Genomic DNA, 20,139 nt, shown 5'->3' with positions numbered 1-20,139 from the left:
CGGAAATAAAAAAGCCGCCGGATGTGCATCCGGCGGCCTGCGCTGTAACTAGCCGCGATTAGAACGTATGACGCATACCTAAATTGAAACCGCTGTTGCCGGTGCCATTGTCCGTGGCATTGCCGACTACGAAGGTGGCGCCGTTCTTGTTGCTGATGTGGCCGTAACCGGTGTACAGGTCGCTGCGCTTGGACAGGGCGTAGAACGCGCCGATGGCCCACTGCTGGGCGTCACGGTTGGCGTTGCTCTTGTCGTTGTGGCGGATGTACGATGCGACCAGCTTGGTGGCGCCGAACGGTGCGCTGAAGCCGAGCAGGATGTCGTTGCTCTTGCTGTCGTCGAGGGCGCGGTTGTCGGCGTAGCCGAAGTTGCCTTGCACTACGCCAAAGTCGTAGCGCGTGGCCAGCAGGGTGTTGCGCGTTTGCTGGGTCGCCAGCGCATTTTCCTTGCGGTGGTGCGTCAGGGTCACGTTCAGCGGACCGTCGATGTAGTGCACGGCGCCGCCCATGCTGCGGTTTTTCGCATTGTCGCCGGCCACTTCGCCAAAGCCATACGCCAGGTCGGCCGACAGCTTGCTCCAGGTCGGCGTGGTGTATTGCACCATGTTATCGACGCGGATATTCGTCACCATCAGGTTCGATGCCGTGCCGGCCAGGCCGATGACGAATGGATCGGCCACGTCGCGCAGGGCCAGGTAATACGGAGAATATTGGCGGCCCAGGGTGACGGCGCCGGCGCTGCCGGTCAGGCCGACATATGCCTGGCGGCCGAACAGCAGGCCGCCCTGGCCCGAGGTGCCAGTGTCGATATTGAAGCCGCTTTCCAGCACGAAGGTAGCGGCCAGGCCGCCGCCCAGGTCTTCCTTGCCCTTGAAGCCGATGCGCGAGCCGGAAGCGACGCCGGAAGCGACGCGGTTCAGGCGGTCTCCAGCCGCATCCTTGTCGAATACCAGGCCGGCGTCAGCCACGCCATAGATCGTCACGCTCGATTGGGCCATGGCGCCGGTGGAGGCTGCGCCGAGGGTCAGCAGGGTAAACAGGACTTTTTTCATGAAAATCTCTCTAATAAGTTGGAATGACTACTGATCGCACTACCTGACTGCTTGTTACTCAACATCGACAACAAATAAATGGCCCGCTTGTGGCGGGCCATGGCGCTATCAGGCTTTGCTAGCGTGATCCGCTTCGCCCCAATGGCTTTCCGTGTTCTGGCTGGCCGCGTTGGCGGCAGCGGCTTCTTCCTCGGTGGCCAGGCCACCTTCCCACTTGGCGACGACAGCCGTGGCGACGGCATTGCCGACCGCGTTGGTGGCCGAACGGCCCATGTCGAGGAATTGGTCGACGCCCATCAGCAGCAGCAAGCCGGCTTCCGGAATATTGAACTGGTTCAGGGTAGCGGCAATCACCACCAGCGAGGCGCGCGGTACGCCGGCCATGCCTTTCGAGGTCAGCATCAGCAGCAGCAGCATGGTGATCTGCGTGCCGATCGACAGGTCGATACCATAGGCTTGCGCAATGAACAGCACGGCAAAGGTGCAGTACATCATCGAACCATCGAGGTTGAAGGAGTAGCCCATTGGCAACACGAAGCTGGAAATCTTGCGGTCCACGCCGAACTGGTCGAGCGCCGTCAGCAGTTTTGGATACGCCGCTTCCGAGCTGGCCGTTGAGAATGCCAGCAGGAATGGTTCGCGGATCAGGCCGACGAGCTTGAAGATGCGCGGACCGATGACGACGAAGCCGGCGCCGATCAGCAGGGCCCACAGGCACAGCAGGCCGACGTAGAAGCCGCCCATGAACTTGGCAAACGTGACCAGCACGCCCAGGCCGTGGGTGGTGATGACGGAGGCCATCGCGGCGAACACGGCCAGTGGGGCCAGGTTCATGATGGTGCCGGTGATGCGCAGCATGACTTGTGCCAGCTGGTCGACGACGGCTGTCAGGGTCTTGCCCGATTCGCCCAGGCCGGCCAGTGCGCCGCCGAAGAAGATCGAGAACACCAGCACTTGCAGGATTTCATTGTTGGCCATGGCCTCGATCGGCGACTTCGGCACCAGGTGCGTGAAGAAATCTTTCAAGGTGAAGGCGGCCGTTTTCAGATTGGTTGAAGCGTGTACGTCCGGCAATGGCAAACCGAGGTTGGTTCCCAACTGCATCAGGTTCGACAGCACCATGCCCAGCGCCAGCGAAACGAGCGAGGCTACGACGAACCAGCACATGGCTTTCAGGCCGATGCGGCCGGCCGTCTTGCCGTCGCCCATGTGGGCGATACCGACCGTCAGAGTGGAGAACACCAGCAGCGCAATGATCATCTTGATCAGGCGCAGGAAGACGTCGGTGACGATGGAAATATTGCCAGCGATTTGAGCGCTGAGCTTGGCATCAGGGAAGGCGGTGTTGCATCCATAGCCCACGGCAATGCCGAGGATCATGGCAATCAGGATGTACAGGGTTAATGGCCGTTTCTTTTTCATTTTGACTCCTCCGGTGAAACGCCGCTGTGAGCGGATTATTGATAGCGAGCAACTCAAGCTTGGAGTCAATATTTCTCAAAAACAAGCCCTTGCGTGCTAGCGATTATTTGCAGCAAAACCTGTACATAGCAAAGGATATGCCTGAAATTGGAATTTCCTACATAACTTCTTAAGTTGTTGATTTAAGGCGGCTTTTTTGTTGTCAGGATGTCGCAATTTCGCACACTTGCGCGAAATATTGGACGCGCAAGCGCATCGCTGTATGACTTTTCATACGCTAGTCGCGGCAGGGCGGAGGTGCGCCAAAAAGACAAGATTATCAGGACAATAAAAAAGCCCCTCCGAAGAGGGGCCCGATGTTGCGGAATACTATTCTTGACGTTAGAACTTGATATTCGCCGTCAGGCTGAACGAACGTGGCTGGCCCGGAGTGTAGCGGAAGCCGGATTTGTTGATGGCCGCCACATAGGTCTTGTCGGCCAGGTTGTAGGCATTCAACTGCAAGTCGAGGTTCTTGTTGACGGTGTAGGTTGCCATGGCGTCGAAGACCCAGTAGGCATCCACGCGGGCCGGCGTGCCGACGGCGCCATCGGTGCCGCGCAGCATTTCACCCACGTAACGCGCGCCGCCGCCGATCTTCAGGCCAAACGGCAGGGTGTACGAAGTCCAGCTGGTGAACGCCTGTTTTGGCGTGTAGGTGAGGCTCTTCTCGCCGCTGGCCGTGAAGACTTTGTTCGACTCGACCTTGGTATTCATGCGCGTGTAGCCGGCGCTGACCAGCCAGTTCGGCATGATCTCGCCCACCACGCCCAGTTCCAGGCCTTGCACGCGCTTCTTGCCGGTCTGGTAATAAATGGTCGAGATGACAGGATCTTGTTCCAATTCATTCTTGACGGTGGTCTGGTAGACGGCGGCCGACAGCGACAGTTTTTGCTTCAGGAAGTCCCACTTGGTGCCGATTTCCTTGGTGATGGTTTCCTGCGGGTCGTAGTTCGGGTTTTGCGCGCTGTTGGCGCCCGTGCTCAGGGCGAAGTTGACGCCAGGTGGCGCTTTCGACGTGGCCAGCAAGGCGTACACGCTGCTGTCCGGCGTCGGCTTGTACATGGCTGAGATCTTGCCGTTGGCCAGGGTGTCGCTCAGGGTCAAATGGGTAGGAATCGGCGTGCCGACCGGCAGTTTTTGTACCTGGTCCTTGGCCACGGCCGCTTGCAGGGCGACGGCGTCATACGTGGTGTTGAAATGGTCGAAGCGCACGCCGCCGTTGAAGATCCACTTGTCGCCGAACTTGACGGTGTCGAACACATACAGGCTTTGCGTGTTGACTTCGCCTTCCGTGAAGGCGCCGCTGCGCACGGGATTGTGGCCGGTGACGGTGTCGCGCGGATTCGGATTGTACAGATTAGCATCCGGCAAGGTGCCCAGGGTGGCTGGCACATAGCTGTAGTTGGTCTGTTTTTCGCTGGTGAACTCGGCGCCGGCCACCAGGGAGTGCTTCAGCACGCCCGTGTCGAATTGCGCGCTGACCACGGTCTGGTTGGTCAGGATCGTGTTTTCCTGGTCCTTCACAGTGCGCAGCGAGCGCGCCAGCGTCCAGGTCGACGGATCGGTGGTGACCGGCGTCTTCAGGTTGGCCTGGCTGCCCATGAAGGCCGTCAGCAGGTAGTCCTGCTGGGTCTTGCCGTAGCGCGTCGTGTTCTGGAGCTGTACGTTGGGCGAGAAATCATGGTCGATGCGCAAGGTGCCCATGTCGGCCTTGACCTTGTCGTAGTCCGAGGTGGAACCGTAGAAGTTCTTCGGATCGACCTTGGCGGCGCCGTTCAGGAAGGTGCGGATGACCGGTTGCTCCTTCGTGGCGACGTCCGGCGTCGAGTAGCCTGGCAAGCCGATGGTCGGCACGCCGCCGTCGGGCACGTTGTTTTGATCCACGTGCAGGTAGCTGGCCGTGATGCGCGTCGGCTTGCCAATGCCGAAGGTGACGGTGGGCGCGAAGGCCCAACGCTTGTTCGTGACTTCATCGCGCGCCGGATTGCCGCTGTCCTGCGTCATCAGGTTCAGGCGCAAGGCCGTGCCGGTATCGCTGTCGAGGATGCGGTTCCAGTCGGCCGTGGCGCGCTTCTGCTTGCCGCTGCCTGCTGTCAGCAGCGAGTTGAATTTGTTTTCCATGGTGGCCGTCTTGCTGACCAGGTTGATCGAACCGGTCGGCGAACCGCGGCCGCTGTCCGTGCCCGCCGGGCCCTTGAGGACATCGATCTGTTCGATGTTGAAGACGTCGCGCGCGATGGAGCCCACGTCGCGCACGCCATCGACATAGATGCTGCCGGACGAATCGAAACCGCGCATGTAGACGGCGTCGCCCGTGTTCGTGTTGCCGTTTTCACCGAGGAAGAAAGTACCGACGCCAGGCGTGTTGCGCAGCGCGTCCGTCAGGGTCAGCGCGCCTTGCTGTTCGATCAATTCTTTCTTGATCACGACGATGGTTTGCGGCGTATTGACCAGCTCTTCCGTGTATTTCGGCGACGAGGCTTTTTCGGCCTTGAAATCATTTTCCTTGGACCCCACGACCTTGACTTCGTTCAGCATTTGCTGCGATGCCGGGGCGCTTTGGCCGGCTGGGTCGGCCGCCTGGGCGGCGACGGGCAGCAGCATCACGGCCAGGGCGGCGCCGATGTGCTGGTTGAAACGGGTTGGGGCGTGTTTGCGGCTCTTGATTGCCATCTTGCTCTCTCGATAAGGTCAGGGTAGTGGTTCCTGGCTGGCGCTGCGCGCGGTGCTATCGCACGCGGACAAGTGGCTGGCTGGGGAAACGGGTTGTGTGACATTGTAATAATTGGGCGCTATTTCGTAAATGAGAATCGTTATCAGTCTCGTTTACGCAACGATTTTTGTGTGCCGGAAAAAAAACACTGTGATGCCGCATGAATGCTTGCTTTGCGGCCGAACCGCTGCTACGCGGGCAGGCGTCCGGGAGCGAGAGTATGATGAGCAACCTTTACAAATTTCCGCCAAGCATGCTCCATACTCCTGACGCTTTTGTGCCCCTGATCGACGCTCCCGAACCGGCCCCGGCCGCCGAACAGACGCTGACGTTTGTCTTTCACCGCGGACGTTTATTGTTGCGCACGCCGGACCTGACCCTGCCCACCGCCGCCGAGGCGGCCGCGCTCGATATTGACCTGAGCCGCGCCCAGCCCGTGGGCTTGTGGCAGGGCCGCTATTGCCAGGCCGTCTGGCGCGATGACGAAGCCTTGCCCGCTGATTCCGGCCTGGTCTGGCACGGCATGCGTTCGTTGTTCAATGCCGTCGACGATGGTTTCCTGGGCCTGGCCAGCCGCGCCGCGCAACTGGCCGAGTGGGCGCGTACGCACCGCCATTGCGGCGTGTGCGCCACGCCCATGCAGCGCACGCGCGGCGAACGCTGCTTCACCTGCGCCGCTTGCGGCATGCTCGCGTATCCGCGCATTTCGCCAGCCATGATGGTGCTCATTCGCAAGGGCGACCAGGTGCTGTTGGCCATGCACAAGCATTCGCCATCGCAGCGCTTCAGTCCGCTCGCCGGTTTCCTGGAAGCGGGCGAATCGATCGAGGAAGCCGTGCACCGCGAAGTGATGGAAGAGGTGGGTTTGCGCGTGCATAACTTGCAGTACTTCATGAGCCAATCCTGGCCGTTTCCCCATTCGCTGATGATCGCGTTTACGGCCGATTACCTCGATGGCGAAATTCGCCTCGACGAGAACGAGATCGCCGAGGCGCGCTGGTTCGGCCCCGGCGATGCGTGGCCAGAAGCGAGTTCGAGCGTGTCGATTTCGGCGCTGCTGGTGCGCGCCCACCGTCCGCCAACGGCATAGGAAAAGCCGGGGTTGCTCGGGCAGCTTGCCGCATTTTCTATATACTGGCGGCAATTGAAAATTTTAGGGTGGTTTAGCATGTCTCAAGAAGAATTCTCCGAAAACGACTGGCGCCGGCTGATCAGCAGCTTTGGCGAAGATCCGCAGCGTCCTGGCTTGCTGGAAACGCCGGCGCGCGTGGCCAAGGCGTGGAAGCACTGGACGTCCGGCTATGGCCAGGATCCGGTGGACTTGCTGAAAGCGTTTGAAGATGGCGCGGAACAGTACAACGAGCTGATCGTCGTGCGCGGCATCCCCGTCTACAGCCATTGCGAACACCATCTGGCGCCATTTTTCGGCAAGGCCACCATCGGTTATGTGCCTAACGGCAAGATCGTCGGCCTGTCGAAACTGACGCGCCTCGTCGATTGCTTCTCCAAGCGCCTGCAAGTGCAGGAACGCATGACGATGCAGATCGCCAATGCCCTGATGGAAGTGCTGGAACCGAAATCGGTGGGCGTGGTCGTACGCTGCCGCCACCTGTGCATGGAAAGCCGCGGCATCCGCACGCCGGGCGAAGAAACCATCACCTCGGCCATGCTGGGCGAGATGCAGCCGAACCTGGCGCTGCGCACGGAGTTTCTGGCGTTGGCGCGCGAAGTCTGATTTTCGGAGACGATGCAAGACGAAGGCGGCATATGTCGCCTTTTTTTATGCGTTTTTATATTCTCCTGGATTCCCGCTCCGCCAGGTAGCGCGCCGGCGGCTTGCCCACCGCCTTGCGGAACATGGTGACAAAACCGCTGGTATTTTCATAGCCGAGTTCCAGTGCCACCGCTTTCACGCTGTGGCCTTGCGCCAGTCGTTGCAAGGCAAGGATGACGTGCAATTGCCGACGCCAGCGGCCCACGCTCATGCCCATTTCTTCCAAGGACTGCCGGGTCATGCTGCGCTCGCTCATGCCGATGCGGCTGGCCCATTCGGCCAGGGTGCTTTTATCGGCAGGCTGCGCCAGCAGCAGGGCGGCCAGGCAGCGCAAACGCGCATCGTGCGGCATTGGCAAATGCAAGTCTTCCACGGGCGCGGCCGCCAGTTCATCGAGCAGGGTGAGCACGAGGCGTTCCTGCGTGCCCTGCAGCGCGGCCAGAGGGGGAAAACCGGCCGCCTTGGTGATCAGTTCGCGCAGCAGCGGCGAAACGGCCACGGTGCAGCAGACGGCCGGCAAGGCCGGCGCCATGGCCGGCTCGACAAACAGGCAATAGCATTCCGCCTCGCCCACGCCCTGCGCCGAATGCATCAGGCCGCCCGGTATCCACACGGCGCACTGCGGCGGCACGATCCACACGCCGCTTTCCACCTCGCAATGAATCACGCCCCGCGTGGCATACAGCAACTGCCCCTTGCGGTGCTGGTGCGGCGCCTGCTCGGCATCCTCGGGCACGCTGGCCAGGCCCACGGCCAGCAGGGGACGCAGCACGCCATCGACATCGAAATCGAGGATGGAGGCGTCATCGTCCAGGCCCAGGTGGGCCGTCAGCATGCTGGGCAAGAGGGGATGGGGCATGGGAAGACTTTGGCTGGATTGAATAATATTGTGGCTATTTTATGCAATGACGCGCAATGCCGCCAACGCTATCGTATGGGCATCCGCAGCCCCGCTTCAACGGCAACCGCCGCCGCCCGTGTTCTGATGAAGGTGAGGAGGAACGGCAACCCCCTTGAAGGAGTCTCCCATGCAACTCGATATCACCGATTTCCCCCTCGTCTGGATGCGCCGCGACAACGCCGCCAGCAGCCCCGACGATGCCTTGTTCGCCCAGTTCGAGGACTTGCTGGCGCGCCAGCAGGCGTTTGTGATTCTCAGCGAAGAAGGCTTGGACGAGGATGGGCATGACCATCCGCAGGAAGAGCGCAAGCGCGCCGTGCTGTGGATGAAGCGGCACAAGGCCGCCTTGCGCGCGTATATCCAGGGCATGGTGCTGGTCGAACCGAACGCCGCCAGACGCCTGGCCGGCAAGGCCTTCGCCGTCATGTTCGGCCAGTTCTGGGGCTACCCTTTACACTTTGGCACCAGTCGCGACGACGCGCTCGACATCGCGCAGCATTTGCTCAGGGCCTGGCTACCGCCGCGGCTGCCGCCAGGTGACGGCAGCTCGGCCGCGCATCAGTAGCGGTAGTCGTTGATGAAATGCTTGGTGAAGTTGTACTTGCTGCCACCGTCGAGCAAGTCGACCAGGCGTTTCGGCGCCGAAGCCGACATGAAGGCGTCGGCCGCGCCGCCCGTGCTGCGGAATTTCATGCCGGGGCTGAGAATCTGGTTGGCGCCGATTTTCAGGTGCTGGAAACTTTTCGTTTTCTCATTGTTGAGGATGAAGTGCAATTCCTGCTTGAATGTCAGGAAGGGGATCTTCAGCCACCAGCCTTCGTCGGTGCCATAGCTGGCGACGCTGGCAAAATGCGTGTTCTTGTCCGTCAGGGTGGGTTTGCCCAGGCGGTCGTTGATGCGTTTCATGGCTTCATTCTTGGTCATGCTGTGCTTTCGTGATTCATTGAGTATACGGCGTGCATTTTGACACACGCACGCCACTCCCGCCTGCCTTGCCAGCGCCTATCTGCGTGCTTTTTTACTGCAATGCAGCATCAATTCTCATCAATTGTCGCAACGCATTAACAACACCGGGCAAAAATCATTGCTTCCCGGCATTGTAAATGTCGGTCGTTCGAGCGTATGCTGGAGTCGTCTGAACGGTGCCGCCAGAGTACCGTCGCCGCCGCATTCCTGGCCGTAGAGCCGGAAGCGGGCTACACCCCCATCGCCGCAAATCTACAGTCGGAGACACAGCATGAAGAAATTGACGTTCCAGCAGAAGTTATGGATCCCCCTGATTTGCAGCCTGTTGTGCATCACCGTTATTTTTGTCTATAACGCCCTGGAAGTGCGCAAGATCCGCATCGAGGAGCGCAGCGCCGACTTGAGCAATGCCGCCGACCTGGGCCTGGGTGCCGTCAAGATGTTCGGCGACCTGGCCGCCAGCGGCGCCTTGACGAAGGAAGAGGCGCAAAAGCAGGCTACGGCCGTCATCAAGAGCATGCGTTTCGGCGAGACCGGTTATTTGTCCATCATCAACCTCGATGCCGTCGTCGTGATGAATCCCGCCGCGCCGCAAACCGATGGCAAGAACATGTCGGACTTCAAGGATGCCAACGGCACCTATCTGTACCGCGACATCGTTACCGTCGGCAAGAGCGATGCGGGCAAGGGTTTCGTTCACTATTATTTCCCCCGTCCGGGCCAGAAAACCCCCGAACCGAAGATGAGCCGCGTGGTGGCCTACAAGCCATGGGCCTGGACCCTGGTGGTGGGCGTGTACATGGATGATATCGATGCGGCCTTCCGCCAGTCGCTGCTGACCTCGCTGGGCGTGCTGGTACTGGTGTGTGCGCTGCTGGCGGCCGTCGTCGTGGTGATCAACCGCAGCCTGCGCCATGCGCTGGGCGGCGATCCCGAGTATGCGGCCGACGTGGCCGAAAAGATCGCGAATAACGATTTGAGCGGCGTCGTGCGCACGCATGCCAACGACCGCCACAGCGTGCTGTACGCGATGAAAACCATGCAGACCAATCTGGTCGATGCGATCAGCGAAATCCGCCACAGCGCCGAGACGATTGCCACGGCGTCGAGCGAGATTGCCAGCGGCAATATGGACTTGTCGGCGCGCACGGAAATGCAAGCCAGTTCGCTGGAAGAAACGGCCGCCTCGATGGAGGAATTGACCTCGACCGTGACGCAAAACGCGGGCAACGCCGTGCAGGCGAATGAACTGGCGCAGTCCGCTTCCGCCGTGGCCCGTCAGGGCGGCGCCGTGGTGGCGCAAGTGATCGGCACGATGGACACCATCAACGCCTCGTCGCGCAAGATCGTCGACATCATCGGCGTCATCGATGGTATTGCCTTCCAGACAAATATCCTGGCCCTCAACGCGGCCGTGGAAGCAGCGCGTGCCGGCGAACAGGGACGCGGCTTTGCCGTCGTGGCGTCGGAAGTGCGCAACCTGGCGCAACGGTCCGCTGGCGCAGCGAAGGAAATCAAGGAACTCATCGGCGCTTCCGTCGACAGCATCGCTGCCGGCAGCACCCTCGTCGCACAGGCGGGCACGACGATGGATCAGGTGGTCGCTTCCGTGTCGCGCGTGACCGACATCATGGCCGACATCACGGCCGCCTCGCACGAGCAAAGCACGGGCATCGGCCACGTCAACCAGGCGATCACGGAGATGGATAGCGTGACGCAGCAAAATGCGGCACTGGTGGAAGAGGCGGCGGCGGCGGCGTCGAGCATGCAGGACCAGGCGGCCGTGCTGGCGCAACTGGTCGCCCGCTTCAAACTGTCGGCGCAAGAGTCGGGAACATCGCCGCGCCTGGCGGCCACTTCGGCTGGCGCGCCACGCGCCGTGGCGAAAAAGCCGCTGCGCAGCCTGGCGGCGCGCTAAGGACTTATTGGGCTGGTGCCGCCGCTTGCGGCGCCGGTTCGAATTCCAGCTTGTCATCAACGACCACGAATTGCCCGACCGGCTGGCCCAGGTCGGCTTTCGGGTCGTTTTCCATTTCCGTCAGTTCATTGCAGGTATTCGTTTCCGCCTGCCACAGCTGCTTGCCCATGCGGATATTCCACAAGCCATCGCCAGCCGCAAACAGCTCGACGGTGATGTCGGCCGGTGCATCCGTCGACAGGGTATGCAGGCGCTGGCATTGCGGCAAATTGGTGGCCATCAGCTGCACTTCCACGGTATCTTGCCAAAAATAACGTTGCTGGCGGCGCACGGTCAGGGAATGGTCTTGCCCATCGAACATGTAGATGGCGAAGTCCTGGACACAGCCTGACAGCAGGACGGACAGCGTGACGATCAGGAGTTTGCGCATGGTCGGCTTTCTTGGTTGGTGCTCGGGAATGTCGGGATGCCTGCGTGACGGCGCTAGTGGGTGCTTGCGCCGTCTTGTTTTCCGCTTACGTGGCATTATATCCATGCATATCAGTTGCGGCGCGACAATAGTTATGCCAAGTGCGCCTGCCCCACTTATCTACCTGGAAAGACCACGATGATCGACCTGTATTACTGGACCACGCCCAACGGGCACAAAGTGACGATGTTCCTGGAAGAAGCGGGCATCCCCTATAACATCATTCCCGTGCATATCGGCAAGGGCGACCAGTTCAAGCCCGAATTCCTCGCCATCGCGCCGAACAACCGCATCCCCGCCATCGTCGACCAGGCGCCGGAAGATGGCGGTGCACCGCTGTCCCTGTTCGAGTCGGGCGCGATTTTGCAATACCTGGCCGAGAAAAGCGGGCAATTCCTGCCGGTGGATGTGCGGGGACGTGCCGAAGTCATGCAGTGGCTGTTCTGGCAAATGGGCGGCCTTGGCCCCATGGCCGGGCAAAACCACCATTTCGTGCAGTACGCGCCCGAGCCCATCGATTACGCCATCACGCGCTACGTCAACGAAACGAACCGGCTATACGGCGTGCTGAACAAGCGCCTGGCGGACCGCGAATTCGTGGCCGGCGACAGCTATTCCATCGCCGACATGGCGATCTACCCGTGGATCGTGCCGCACGCACGCCAGCGCCAGAAGCTGGAAGACTTCCCGCACCTGGCGCGCTGGTTCGCCGCCATTGCTGCCCGTCCCGCCACCGTGCGCGCGTATGCGCGGGCGGCTGAAATCAATGTGCAACCGACCGTCAGCGGCGACGCGAAAAGCGTGCTGTTCGGGCAGACGGCGAAGACGCTCGGTTAAACTTAATTTCCTCGGTAGGTTGAAAAACCGAAAGGGCTGAGCAGCAAGGGAATGTGATAGTGCTGGTCAGTCTTTTCCACGTGAAATTGCACAGGAATTTCCGGGAAAAACGTTTCCTGTTTCAGGCGCGCATAGTGCTCGCCTGTCTTGAACACGATGCGGTAGTCGCCCGTCTGCATGGCGAGATTTTCCGGATACATGGCCGCGATGCGCCCCTGCCCATTCGTCACGCCACTGCTCAATTGCATCCAGTCCTTGCCCCGCTTGTGCTCCAGGGTGACCGTCACGCCCACCGTCGGCTGGCCGCTCTGTAAATCGAGGATGTGCACGCTCAGGGGATTGGCGGCTTGCGCCATGGCGCACAGGCAGGTGCAGGCGAGCAGGATGCTGCCGGGAAGAATGGATTTCCTGCGTTTTTCCGTTGAGTGCAATGGCGCCAGTATGGCCAGTGTTGCCCTACGCGACGATGATGGCCACATGACATTTTTATCATCCGCGGCCGTGTGCGCGCGGCGTAGAATGGTTTCATATTCTCTTTAGAAAGTGGCCATGCGCATCCTGGTAATCGAAGACGAACCGAAGACGGGCGACTATTTGCTGCGCGGTCTGGCCGAGTCCGGCTTTACGGTGAGCCTGGCGCGCAATGGTCGCGATGGCTTGCACATGGCAAGTACGGAGTCACCCGACCTCATCGTGCTCGACGTCATGCTGCCTATCATGGATGGCTGGCAAGTCTTGCGCGCGCTGCGGCTACAAGAAGGAGGCGCGGACGTGCCCGTGATTTTCCTCACGGCGCGCGACGAGGTGCAGGACCGCGTGAAGGGGCTGGAGCTGGGCGCCGACGATTATCTGGTGAAGCCGTTCGCGTTTGCGGAACTGGTGGCGCGCATCCGCACTTTGCTGCGGCGCGGGCCGCCGCGCGAAGACGACGTTATCCGCATCGGCGACATGGAAATCGATGTGATGAAACGCAAGGTCAGCCGCCAAGGCCAGCGCATCACCCTGACGGCCAAGGAATTCGGCTTGCTGCATTTGCTGGCGCGCCGCCAGGGCGAAGTCTTGTCGCGCTCCATCATCGCTTCGCAAGTGTGGGACATCAATTTCGAGAGCGACACCAACGTCATCGACGCGGCCATCCGCCGTCTGCGCAGCAAGCTCGACGACCCGTTCGAACCCAAGCTGATCCACACCTTGCGGGGCATGGGCTATGTCTGCGAACTGCGCGCGCCCACGGCGCCTGACAACGGCGCCGCCCCATGACGCTGGCGCAACTCCGCCGCTCGCTGACCCTGCGCGTCACGCTCGTCTTCGTGCTGATCGTGGCCCTCGTGTCGGCCGGGCTGGGCATGCATTTGTACCGTTCATTCGTGGCGGAAATCGAGCGCCGCGACGACATTTTATTATTGGGGAAATTGCGGCAGATCCAGCAGTTGCTGGGCAATGCGGGCACCCTCGACATCATCCGCGAGCGGCCTCAGTATTTCCGCGACACCATGAGCGGGCAAGAAAATTCCCTGGTCCGCATCGTGCGCGCCGATGGCACGCGTTTGATCGATGTCAATCCGAACGGCGAGACCGTGGCGCATGCTGTTCCCGTGGCCGTCGATGCGCCCGTCACCGACAGCGCCATCGTCAGCTGGACCAGCCGCGACGGCTATCCTGCCAGGGTCGTTGCTGCCAGCGCGCGTATCGGCGAGCCGGCGCAGATGGCCAACATTTCCGTCGCCCGGGTCTATGGCGACCGCACGGCCATGTTTGCCGCCTACCGCTGGCAGATTGTCGTCTCGGTGGCCGTCAGTGCGCTGGTGGCGGCACTGCTGGCGAGCTTGATGCTGCTGCGGGGATTGCGGCCGCTGCGCAATATCGCGGCCCATGCGGCCCTCGTGCGGCCGGGCAAGCTGGAGCAGCAGCTCGATGCACGCGGTGCGCCCACGGAACTGCTGCCCCTGATCCAGGCCTTGAACGCCATGCTGGCGCGGCTGCAGGAAGGCTATGCACGGCTGTCGCAGTTTTCCGCCGATCTGGCGCATGAATTCCGCACGCCCGTCACCAATCTGCTGGGGCAAAGCCAGGTGATGCTGGCCCGCCCGCGCAGCGCGCACGAGTATGAACAGCTGGTGTCGTCGAATGTGGAGGAGCTGGAACGGTTGTCGCGCATGATCGACAGCATGCTGTTTCTGGCGCGCGCGCAGCAGGATGAAATGGTGCTCGTCAAGCAAGTCTTGCCTGTACAGGACGAGTTTTTGCGCCTGGCCGATTTCTTTGAAGGCCTGGCTGAAGAGCGCGAGCTGGCGCTGGCTTGCCACGGCAGCGGCAATGTTACGGCCGAGCCGCAACTGCTGCGCCGCGCGCTGGGCAATCTGCTGTCGAACGCCATCCGCCACGCGGCGCCCGGCAGCACGATTTTATTGCGCGCTCACGCGACGAACGATGGCGTGGAATTGAGCGTGAGCAACCTGGGCCCCGCCATCCCCGCGCGCCACTTGCCGCACCTGTTCGAGCGTTTTTATCGCGCCGACCCGGCCCGCAGCGATTCGGCCGCTTCCACAGGCCTGGGCCTGGCCATCGTCACGGCCATCATGCAATTGCATGGCGGCAGCGCGACGGTCGCGTCGGATGCGGCCGCCACGACATTTACCCTCACGTTCCCAACGCAGCGTAGGTTGGATTAGCGGGGCGAAGCCACGCGTCATCCGACAATATTGTTGGCGTTGGCTGTGTCGGATTACGGTCCTGCGGCCCTCGGCGGCCCCACCTAATCCGACCTACGCAGCTGACCTTCCCCGTTTAGCCCATTTCTACCAAAAACTCATGCATGCCCGTATGCGGCAACTGCGCACACGCTGGCGCAAAGTGAGGCAACTGCCCCCACAGCTGCGGGTTGCCGACGATGTACACATAATGCTGCGCGCGCGTCAGGGCCACGTTGAGCAGGTTCGGCGTGGCGGCAGCCCATTGCGCCGCGCCTACCGTGCTGTCGTCGGCGCCGAGAACCAGCATCACCACGCTTTGCTCCTTGCCCTGGAAGGTGTGCACGGTGCCCACCATCTGGCTGCTCCACTGGCGCAATTCGCGCGCCGTCGGCGCCTTGCCGTAGCCGAGGCGGCGGTCCCAGTCCATGTCGACGATGCGCGAGCGCAATTCGTTGCGCACGGCCTTGAACGGCGTAATCACATACATGTCGGGCAGCTTGCCGTCGCGGCGATACAGTTTCAGCAGCACTTCCAGCACGAAATCGAGCTGCACCGGCACCACCTGCTTGTAGCTGACGGGGCCGACGGCGTCGATCCAGTGGCTGGCGCCCCGCGTCAGGCCCCGCGCGCCAGCCGGCGGCATGCGGTCAGCTAAGCCATAGACCATCTTGTCTTCGTAGGCGATGCTGTTGGCCAGCGAGAACATCGGTTCCACGCAGCGGCGGTGCACGCGCAGGGGGCTGCCGATCCACAGCGGCTGTGCGCTGCCGGTGCCGACAGTCGCGCCATAGCGGTTGGCCTTGTCCGCCAGTGTCTGCACGGAAACGGACGTTGGCGCATAGCTGCCATCCTGTGTGTGCGGCGACAGGGCGGACAGGGTTTGCACGAGGCGGCCCGGTACCGTGAACACGGGTTCGATCTGCAGCGGGTCGCCCACGACGACAGCGCGCTTGGCGCGCCACAGGCTGCCCAGCGCCGCTTGCGGCACGGCCTGGCCCGCCTCATCGATGAACAGCCAGCCCAGCGATTCGGGACCCATGCCCTGGAACTGGCGCGCGAACGAGGCAAACGTCGTCGACACGACGGGCACTACCATGAACAGGCTGTGCCAGACCATGGCGATGTGCGACTGGTCATAGGCGCGCTTGTTTTTCAGCAATTTCGACACGGCCAGCAAGTTGCCGCCAAAGCCGGGACCGCCCTTCTTTGCCACTTCCGCCAGCCACGCTTCATGCAGGGCCAGGGCCTTGGCGAACAGGCGCGAGCGCAGGCGGGCCAGGGCCGGTTCATGCCACAGGCCGCCAATTTGCAGGGCGTCGCCGTCCAGCTCGTCCAGGCTCGCCGGCGCGATAATGGTGGGGAAACGCATGCGCGCGCGGCGCAGCAGCTCCGTGCTGTCATCCCATTCGCGCTGGCGCGATTGCGCCGTGCGCAGGGCGATGTGCAGGGTGTTGCGGGCGCGCTCGCAGCGTGGCTCCAGCTCGCCCTTGAGCAGCAGCTTGATGGCGGACACGTCGCGCGCAGCCTGGCGTTGCGCTTCGGCATTGGCCACGACGGCCTCTTTGTAGGCGCGCGCCGGTGCCGTGCGGAATAGCCGGGCAAAGAAACCGGGCTGCGTCAGCGCCACCAGGCGTTCTTCTTCCAGCAATTCCTTCTTGCTGGCGAGCAGGGTGTCCTGCTGCGCCAGCGCGTCGGTCAGTGCGCCATTCGCCGCATCCATTTCTTGCTCAGCGGCGATCAGCGCGTGCTGGCTGGCCTCGATGAAGTCGGCTTCCGTGCAGGTGCCCACGGCTTGCCACAGGGCCGCGTATTGGGCGTGCTCGGCCAGGGCCTTTTCCACCACGTGTTCCGTCTCGCGAAACTCGCGCGCCGCCTGGGCGAAGCTGACGCCCTGGTAGCTGGCCAGCCATTGGCGGATATTTTGCGCATTCGGCGTCTTGCGCGCCGTGGTCTTGTCCCAGTCATCGTCGTAGAAATTGCTGACGAAGCGGCGGCGGTTGGCGCTATTGCCCAGCGCACAGGACATCATGCCCCATGGCGCTTCCGCCTCGCTCAAGGCGCGGTTGGCACCATTGCCGTCGGCCACGACCCGGCGCGCCACGCTTTCAAAGTAACGCGTGCGCGCCCATTCCTTGCCCAGCTGTTTAGGTTTCGGGAGGTCGCCGGAAATGTTTTCCACCGCCGCATTGTTCGACGAAGCGACGACCATTTCAAAGCCCGTCAGTTCCGGGCGCAAGCGCGCGATGGTGATCGGGTCGCGCACGCCTTCGAAGGCCACGGCCACCTTGCCGATGAAGGCGTCGCCGGCGCGGTCCAGGCAGGACAGCACGCTGGCGCGGCGCACGATGTTGTCGGCGAACAATTCGCGCAACAAGGTCGTCTTACCCGTACCCGGCGGACCGTTGACGGAAAAGATGCCCCGCTCGCTCAAGCCCGTGCGCGCGCCGTGGATGGCGAACTGCTGCATCAGGCTCATGGCGTAGCTGGCGTCTTCCAGCCAGTGGCCCCGGTTCATGTTGGCCGGATTGAGCATGGCGGCCAGCGCCTGGCGTCCGGCCGGGCTGTACAGGTCAATGCGCTCGTCCTGCGCCAGCGGCGTCAGGTAGGCGGCGACCGTCGCGGGCAGCTTGCCGCCACGCAAGGCGCGGATGATCTGTTCCAGGTCGTCCAGGTAAAAACTGTTGAGGATATCGATCGAGGGTTCCACTGCGTCGCCGAAGTCCAGGCTGCGGTTCTGGCTGGACTCCAGTGCATCGGCGTCCGCCACGGCCGCGCGTTTCTTGCGCGTGCGCAATTCCAGCACGGCCAGCGGCTGGCCGGCGGACGGGTGGAAACCGGCCCAGTCGCGCAGCAGGTCGGCCAGGGCCGCGATTTCCATGCCGGACAGGGGAGAAGACACATTGCCCGCCTCATCCGTCACCTGCTGCGGGGCGCGGCTTGCCGCGAAGTTGCGCAGGCTGTCTTGCAGCGCCAGCTGGCTGTCGCTGAAGGCATCCAGGCTCAGGCCCGACCAGTCCGGCGTGCGGGCGCGGCCCAGGGCCCACGGCAAGGTCGACACGGACACGGGGTCGAACTGCGGCTCGCCCAGCGCATTGAGGTTCAGGCGGGCAAAGCACGAGCGTCCCAGCAGTTCTGTTTTTTCTGTTTCGGCCATGTTTTCCGGGCCGTTGGCTGGCGGACAAGCCTTGTTGATTTCGGCTTTGTCGAACACGCCGAGGAACAGCGAGTAGCCGTCAATCTCGCGGTCGGATGGCACTTGCCATTGCGTGGCGAACTGCAGCGGCAATTGCGCCAGCTGTTCGCGGTGAAGGAGACGCACGGTGGACTGGTCTTCAACGTCCGTGATTTGATTCAGGTCAAACGGGATAAAAAATTCGATCTTGTGCCAATACTCCAGGATAGCCAGGAGGCGCTGCTGTTCTGCCTGATTCATGATGACCAATATTTTGTAAAGCGAGCGAGGATTGTAAAGCGTATGCGCGGCGCGTGTTTTGCACTTTCGCCTATTGCGCGGGCTTTGCCGCAAAAAAAGTGGCGATTGCGGACGAAAAAAAGCCAGGCAGCAACTTCCTGCCTGGCTTTCCCTTATCCCGATGTTGCTGGGTGTTAAAACTCTTGTATTAAAGCTCGTGCATTAAAACTCTTCCCATTCGCTCTCGGCAGCCGCATTGCTGCGGCGTGCCGGCGCGGCCACGACGGCCTTGCGCGCGGGTGCGGGCTTGGCCGATGGGCGTGCGATGGCTGGCGCTGCCGGCGTGGTGCGCACCGGGCTCAGTTTGGTTGCGCTGGCAACATGGTCGCCCGTCTTGAAGAAGCCCACCACGTGCGCCAGTTCGCCCGCCTGTTCCTGCATGCTTTGCGAAGCGGCCGCCGCTTCTTCCACCAGGGCCGCGTTTTGCTGCGTCACTTCATCCATCTGCGCGATGGCCATGTTGATCTGCTCGATGCCGATGGTTTGCTCGTGCGTGGCGGAGGTGATTTCTCCCATGATGTCGGTCACGCGCACGATGCTGTCGACGATGTCGCCCATGGTCTGGCCCGCTTCATTGACGAGGCGCGAACCCGTGTCCACGTTGGCGACGGACGCGGCGATCAGTTCCTTGATTTCTTTTGCTGCGCCAGCCGATCTTTGGGCAAGATTACGCACTTCCGTTGCCACGACGGCAAAGCCGCGTCCCTGCTCGCCTGCGCGCGCCGCTTCCACGGCCGCGTTCAAGGCCAAAATGTTGGTCTGGAAGGCAATGCCGTCGATGACGCCGATGATGTCGACGATTTTCTTCGACGACGCGTTGATGGTGCCCATGGTGTCGACCACTTGCGAGACGATGCTGCCGCCGCGCACGGCCACTTCCGACGCGCTTTTCGCCAGCTGGTTGGCCTGGCGCGCATTGTCCGCGTTCTGTTTCACGGTCGAGGTCAATTCTTCCATGGCCGACGCCGTTTCTTCCAGCGAACTGGCTTGCTCTTCCGTGCGTGACGACAGGTCGAGGTTGCCGGCGGCAATTTCGCTCGATGCCGTGGAGATCGCATCCGTGCCGTGGCGCACTTGCGCCACCACGCCCAAGAGGCTGGTATTCATGGCTTTCAGGGCGCCCAGCAGGCGGCCCGTTTCATCGCTGGAATTGACGACGATGTGCGACGACAAGTCGCCCGAAGCCACGGTTTCGGCCACGCTGACGGCCGCATTGATGGGCTGGGTGATCGAGCGGGTGATGATCCAGGCAACAAAAGCGCCCAGCAGCACGGCCACGCTGCCCAGGGCAATCATGGAGGCGCGCGCGCTCGTGCTCAGCGTTTCGGCGTCCGTTGCCGCCTGCGCCGCCTGCTGCGCTTCATACGCGACCAGGCTGTCAAGCGCGCCCAGCACGATTTTCAGGCTCGGTGCCGCCTGCTGCGTCAAAAAGGCGATCGCCTCTTCCGTCTGGCCCGCATTGCGCAGCTCGATGACCTTGTTGTTCAGCGGCGCGCCCGATTTCAGGGCGGCATCGAGTTCGGCCATCAGCGCCGTTTCCTTGTCCGTCGAGATTTTCTTTAGCAAGGTTTCCTTGGCGGCGCCGTATTTCTTGCGCGACTCGCCGATCTTGGCCAGTTCCGCCTGCACCAGCGCTTCCGTCGGCGCCACCACAATGCTCGTGATCGCCAGGGTAATGTTGCGCACGTTGTCGCTCATGGTATTGGCGGCCGCCATCTTGACGTTCTTGTCGGCCACGATGTCGTGCGTGCGCGCGCTCAGTTGCCCCATCGAGTACAGGCCGACGAGCAAGACGGCCACCAGCAGGCCGAGGACGACAGCAAACCCGATCCCGAGCCGGGTGCCGATTTTGAATTGTGTGAGTGACATGATTGCTTTCGT

General features: G+C 62.0%; 17 protein-coding genes. 8 read left to right on the top strand and 9 right to left on the bottom strand.

The genetic code is table 11. The features are described from left to right. Positions 1-58: 58 nt before the first annotated feature. The 3 genes from AC3IQ7_RS00170 to AC3IQ7_RS00160 all read right to left on the bottom strand — a co-directional run bounded on the left by AC3IQ7_RS00170 (position 59) and on the right by AC3IQ7_RS00160 (position 5,188). On the bottom strand, positions 59-1,051 hold the full coding sequence (locus tag AC3IQ7_RS00170) for a porin (protein ID WP_099379264.1): 993 nt from the start codon (positions 1,049-1,051) through the stop codon (positions 59-61). A gap of 108 nt (positions 1,052-1,159) precedes the next feature. Further along, the gene (locus AC3IQ7_RS00165; RefSeq protein WP_035822991.1) at positions 1,160-2,473 is read right to left on the bottom strand and encodes a dicarboxylate/amino acid:cation symporter; all 1,314 of its coding nucleotides are present in this window, start codon (positions 2,471-2,473) and stop codon (positions 1,160-1,162) included. Positions 2,474-2,854: 381 nt separating this feature from the next. Further along, positions 2,855-5,188 carry a catecholate siderophore receptor Fiu gene (locus tag AC3IQ7_RS00160; protein WP_489208040.1) on the bottom strand — a complete coding sequence of 778 codons (2,334 nt, stop codon included), beginning with the start codon at positions 5,186-5,188 and terminating at the stop codon, positions 2,855-2,857. Positions 5,189-5,481: 293 nt separating this feature from the next. On the opposite strand from AC3IQ7_RS00160, the gene nudC reads away from it, so the two are divergent. Both nudC and folE read left to right on the top strand, forming a co-directional pair. Next, positions 5,482-6,318 carry an NAD(+) diphosphatase gene (nudC, locus tag AC3IQ7_RS00155; protein ID WP_489208039.1) on the top strand — a complete coding sequence of 279 codons (837 nt, stop codon included), beginning with the start codon at positions 5,482-5,484 and terminating at the stop codon, positions 6,316-6,318. 78 nt (positions 6,319-6,396) lie between these two features. Then, on the top strand, positions 6,397-6,963 hold the full coding sequence (gene folE / locus AC3IQ7_RS00150) for a GTP cyclohydrolase I FolE (RefSeq protein WP_035822985.1): 567 nt from the start codon (positions 6,397-6,399) through the stop codon (positions 6,961-6,963). Positions 6,964-7,018: 55 nt separating this feature from the next. Here folE and AC3IQ7_RS00145 read toward each other — a convergent pair whose 3' ends face one another. After that, a complete protein-coding gene (locus tag AC3IQ7_RS00145) occupies positions 7,019-7,861 on the bottom strand; it encodes an AraC family transcriptional regulator (RefSeq protein WP_489208038.1) in 843 nt (280 codons plus the stop codon). Positions 7,862-8,030: 169 nt separating this feature from the next. Here AC3IQ7_RS00145 and AC3IQ7_RS00140 point away from each other — a divergent pair, with 169 nt between their 5' ends. Beyond that, complete coding sequence (locus AC3IQ7_RS00140) at positions 8,031-8,468, top strand: hypothetical protein (protein WP_322428960.1); 438 nt, start codon at positions 8,031-8,033, stop codon at positions 8,466-8,468. Here the strand turns inward: AC3IQ7_RS00140 and AC3IQ7_RS00135 are convergent. Beyond that, complete coding sequence (locus tag AC3IQ7_RS00135) at positions 8,462-8,827, bottom strand: hypothetical protein (RefSeq protein WP_046683244.1); 366 nt, start codon at positions 8,825-8,827, stop codon at positions 8,462-8,464. The genes AC3IQ7_RS00140 and AC3IQ7_RS00135 overlap by 7 nt on opposite strands. Before the next feature lie 313 nt (positions 8,828-9,140). Between AC3IQ7_RS00135 and AC3IQ7_RS00130 the strand changes: the two genes are divergently transcribed. Further along, positions 9,141-10,787, top strand: a complete 1,647-nt coding sequence (locus AC3IQ7_RS00130) for a methyl-accepting chemotaxis protein (protein ID WP_099379268.1) — start codon at positions 9,141-9,143, stop codon at positions 10,785-10,787. A 4-nt stretch (positions 10,788-10,791) separates the two neighbouring features. Here the strand turns inward: AC3IQ7_RS00130 and AC3IQ7_RS00125 are convergent, their stop codons facing one another. Beyond that, the gene (locus tag AC3IQ7_RS00125) at positions 10,792-11,217 is read right to left on the bottom strand and encodes a hypothetical protein (RefSeq protein WP_099379269.1); all 426 of its coding nucleotides are present in this window, start codon (positions 11,215-11,217) and stop codon (positions 10,792-10,794) included. Between the two features lie 177 nt (positions 11,218-11,394). On the opposite strand from AC3IQ7_RS00125, the gene AC3IQ7_RS00120 reads away from it, so the two are divergent. Beyond that, on the top strand, positions 11,395-12,093 hold the full coding sequence (locus AC3IQ7_RS00120) for a glutathione binding-like protein (RefSeq protein WP_099379270.1): 699 nt from the start codon (positions 11,395-11,397) through the stop codon (positions 12,091-12,093). 2 nt (positions 12,094-12,095) lie between these two features. Here the strand turns inward: AC3IQ7_RS00120 and uraH are convergent, their stop codons facing one another. Further along, positions 12,096-12,572 (bottom strand): hydroxyisourate hydrolase, encoded by a 477-nt coding sequence (gene uraH / locus AC3IQ7_RS00115; RefSeq protein ID WP_489208037.1) that lies wholly within the window; start codon positions 12,570-12,572, stop codon positions 12,096-12,098. A 70-nt stretch (positions 12,573-12,642) separates the two neighbouring features. On the opposite strand from uraH, the gene AC3IQ7_RS00110 reads away from it, so the two are divergent. Continuing rightward, on the top strand, positions 12,643-13,353 hold the full coding sequence (locus tag AC3IQ7_RS00110; RefSeq protein WP_322428963.1) for a heavy metal response regulator transcription factor: 711 nt from the start codon (positions 12,643-12,645) through the stop codon (positions 13,351-13,353). Then, on the top strand, positions 13,350-14,765 hold the full coding sequence (locus AC3IQ7_RS00105; protein WP_489208036.1) for a heavy metal sensor histidine kinase: 1,416 nt from the start codon (positions 13,350-13,352) through the stop codon (positions 14,763-14,765). Before AC3IQ7_RS00110 ends, AC3IQ7_RS00105 begins: the two co-directional genes overlap by 4 nt. Positions 14,766-14,880: 115 nt before the next feature. Here the strand turns inward: AC3IQ7_RS00105 and AC3IQ7_RS00100 are convergent, their stop codons facing one another. After that, positions 14,881-18,105: a DEAD/DEAH box helicase gene (locus AC3IQ7_RS00100; RefSeq protein ID WP_489208035.1), complete on the bottom strand. Its 3,225-nt coding sequence runs from the start codon at positions 18,103-18,105 to the stop codon at positions 14,881-14,883. Here AC3IQ7_RS00100 and AC3IQ7_RS00095 point away from each other — a divergent pair. After that, entirely contained in the window at positions 18,073-18,396 is a 324-nt protein-coding gene (locus tag AC3IQ7_RS00095; protein ID WP_489208034.1) for a hypothetical protein, read from the top strand. The two genes, AC3IQ7_RS00100 and AC3IQ7_RS00095, sit on opposite strands and share 33 nt — an antisense overlap. Before the next feature lie 24 nt (positions 18,397-18,420). Here the strand turns inward: AC3IQ7_RS00095 and AC3IQ7_RS00090 are convergent, their stop codons facing one another. Then, a complete protein-coding gene (locus tag AC3IQ7_RS00090; RefSeq protein ID WP_489208033.1) occupies positions 18,421-20,127 on the bottom strand; it encodes a methyl-accepting chemotaxis protein in 1,707 nt (568 codons plus the stop codon). Positions 20,128-20,139 lie beyond the last annotated feature (12 nt).

Source organism: Janthinobacterium sp. GL_088, assembly GCF_057837845.1.
The sequence above is the reverse complement of the archived record's forward strand: the minus strand, read 5'-3'. Positions and strand labels throughout refer to the sequence as shown.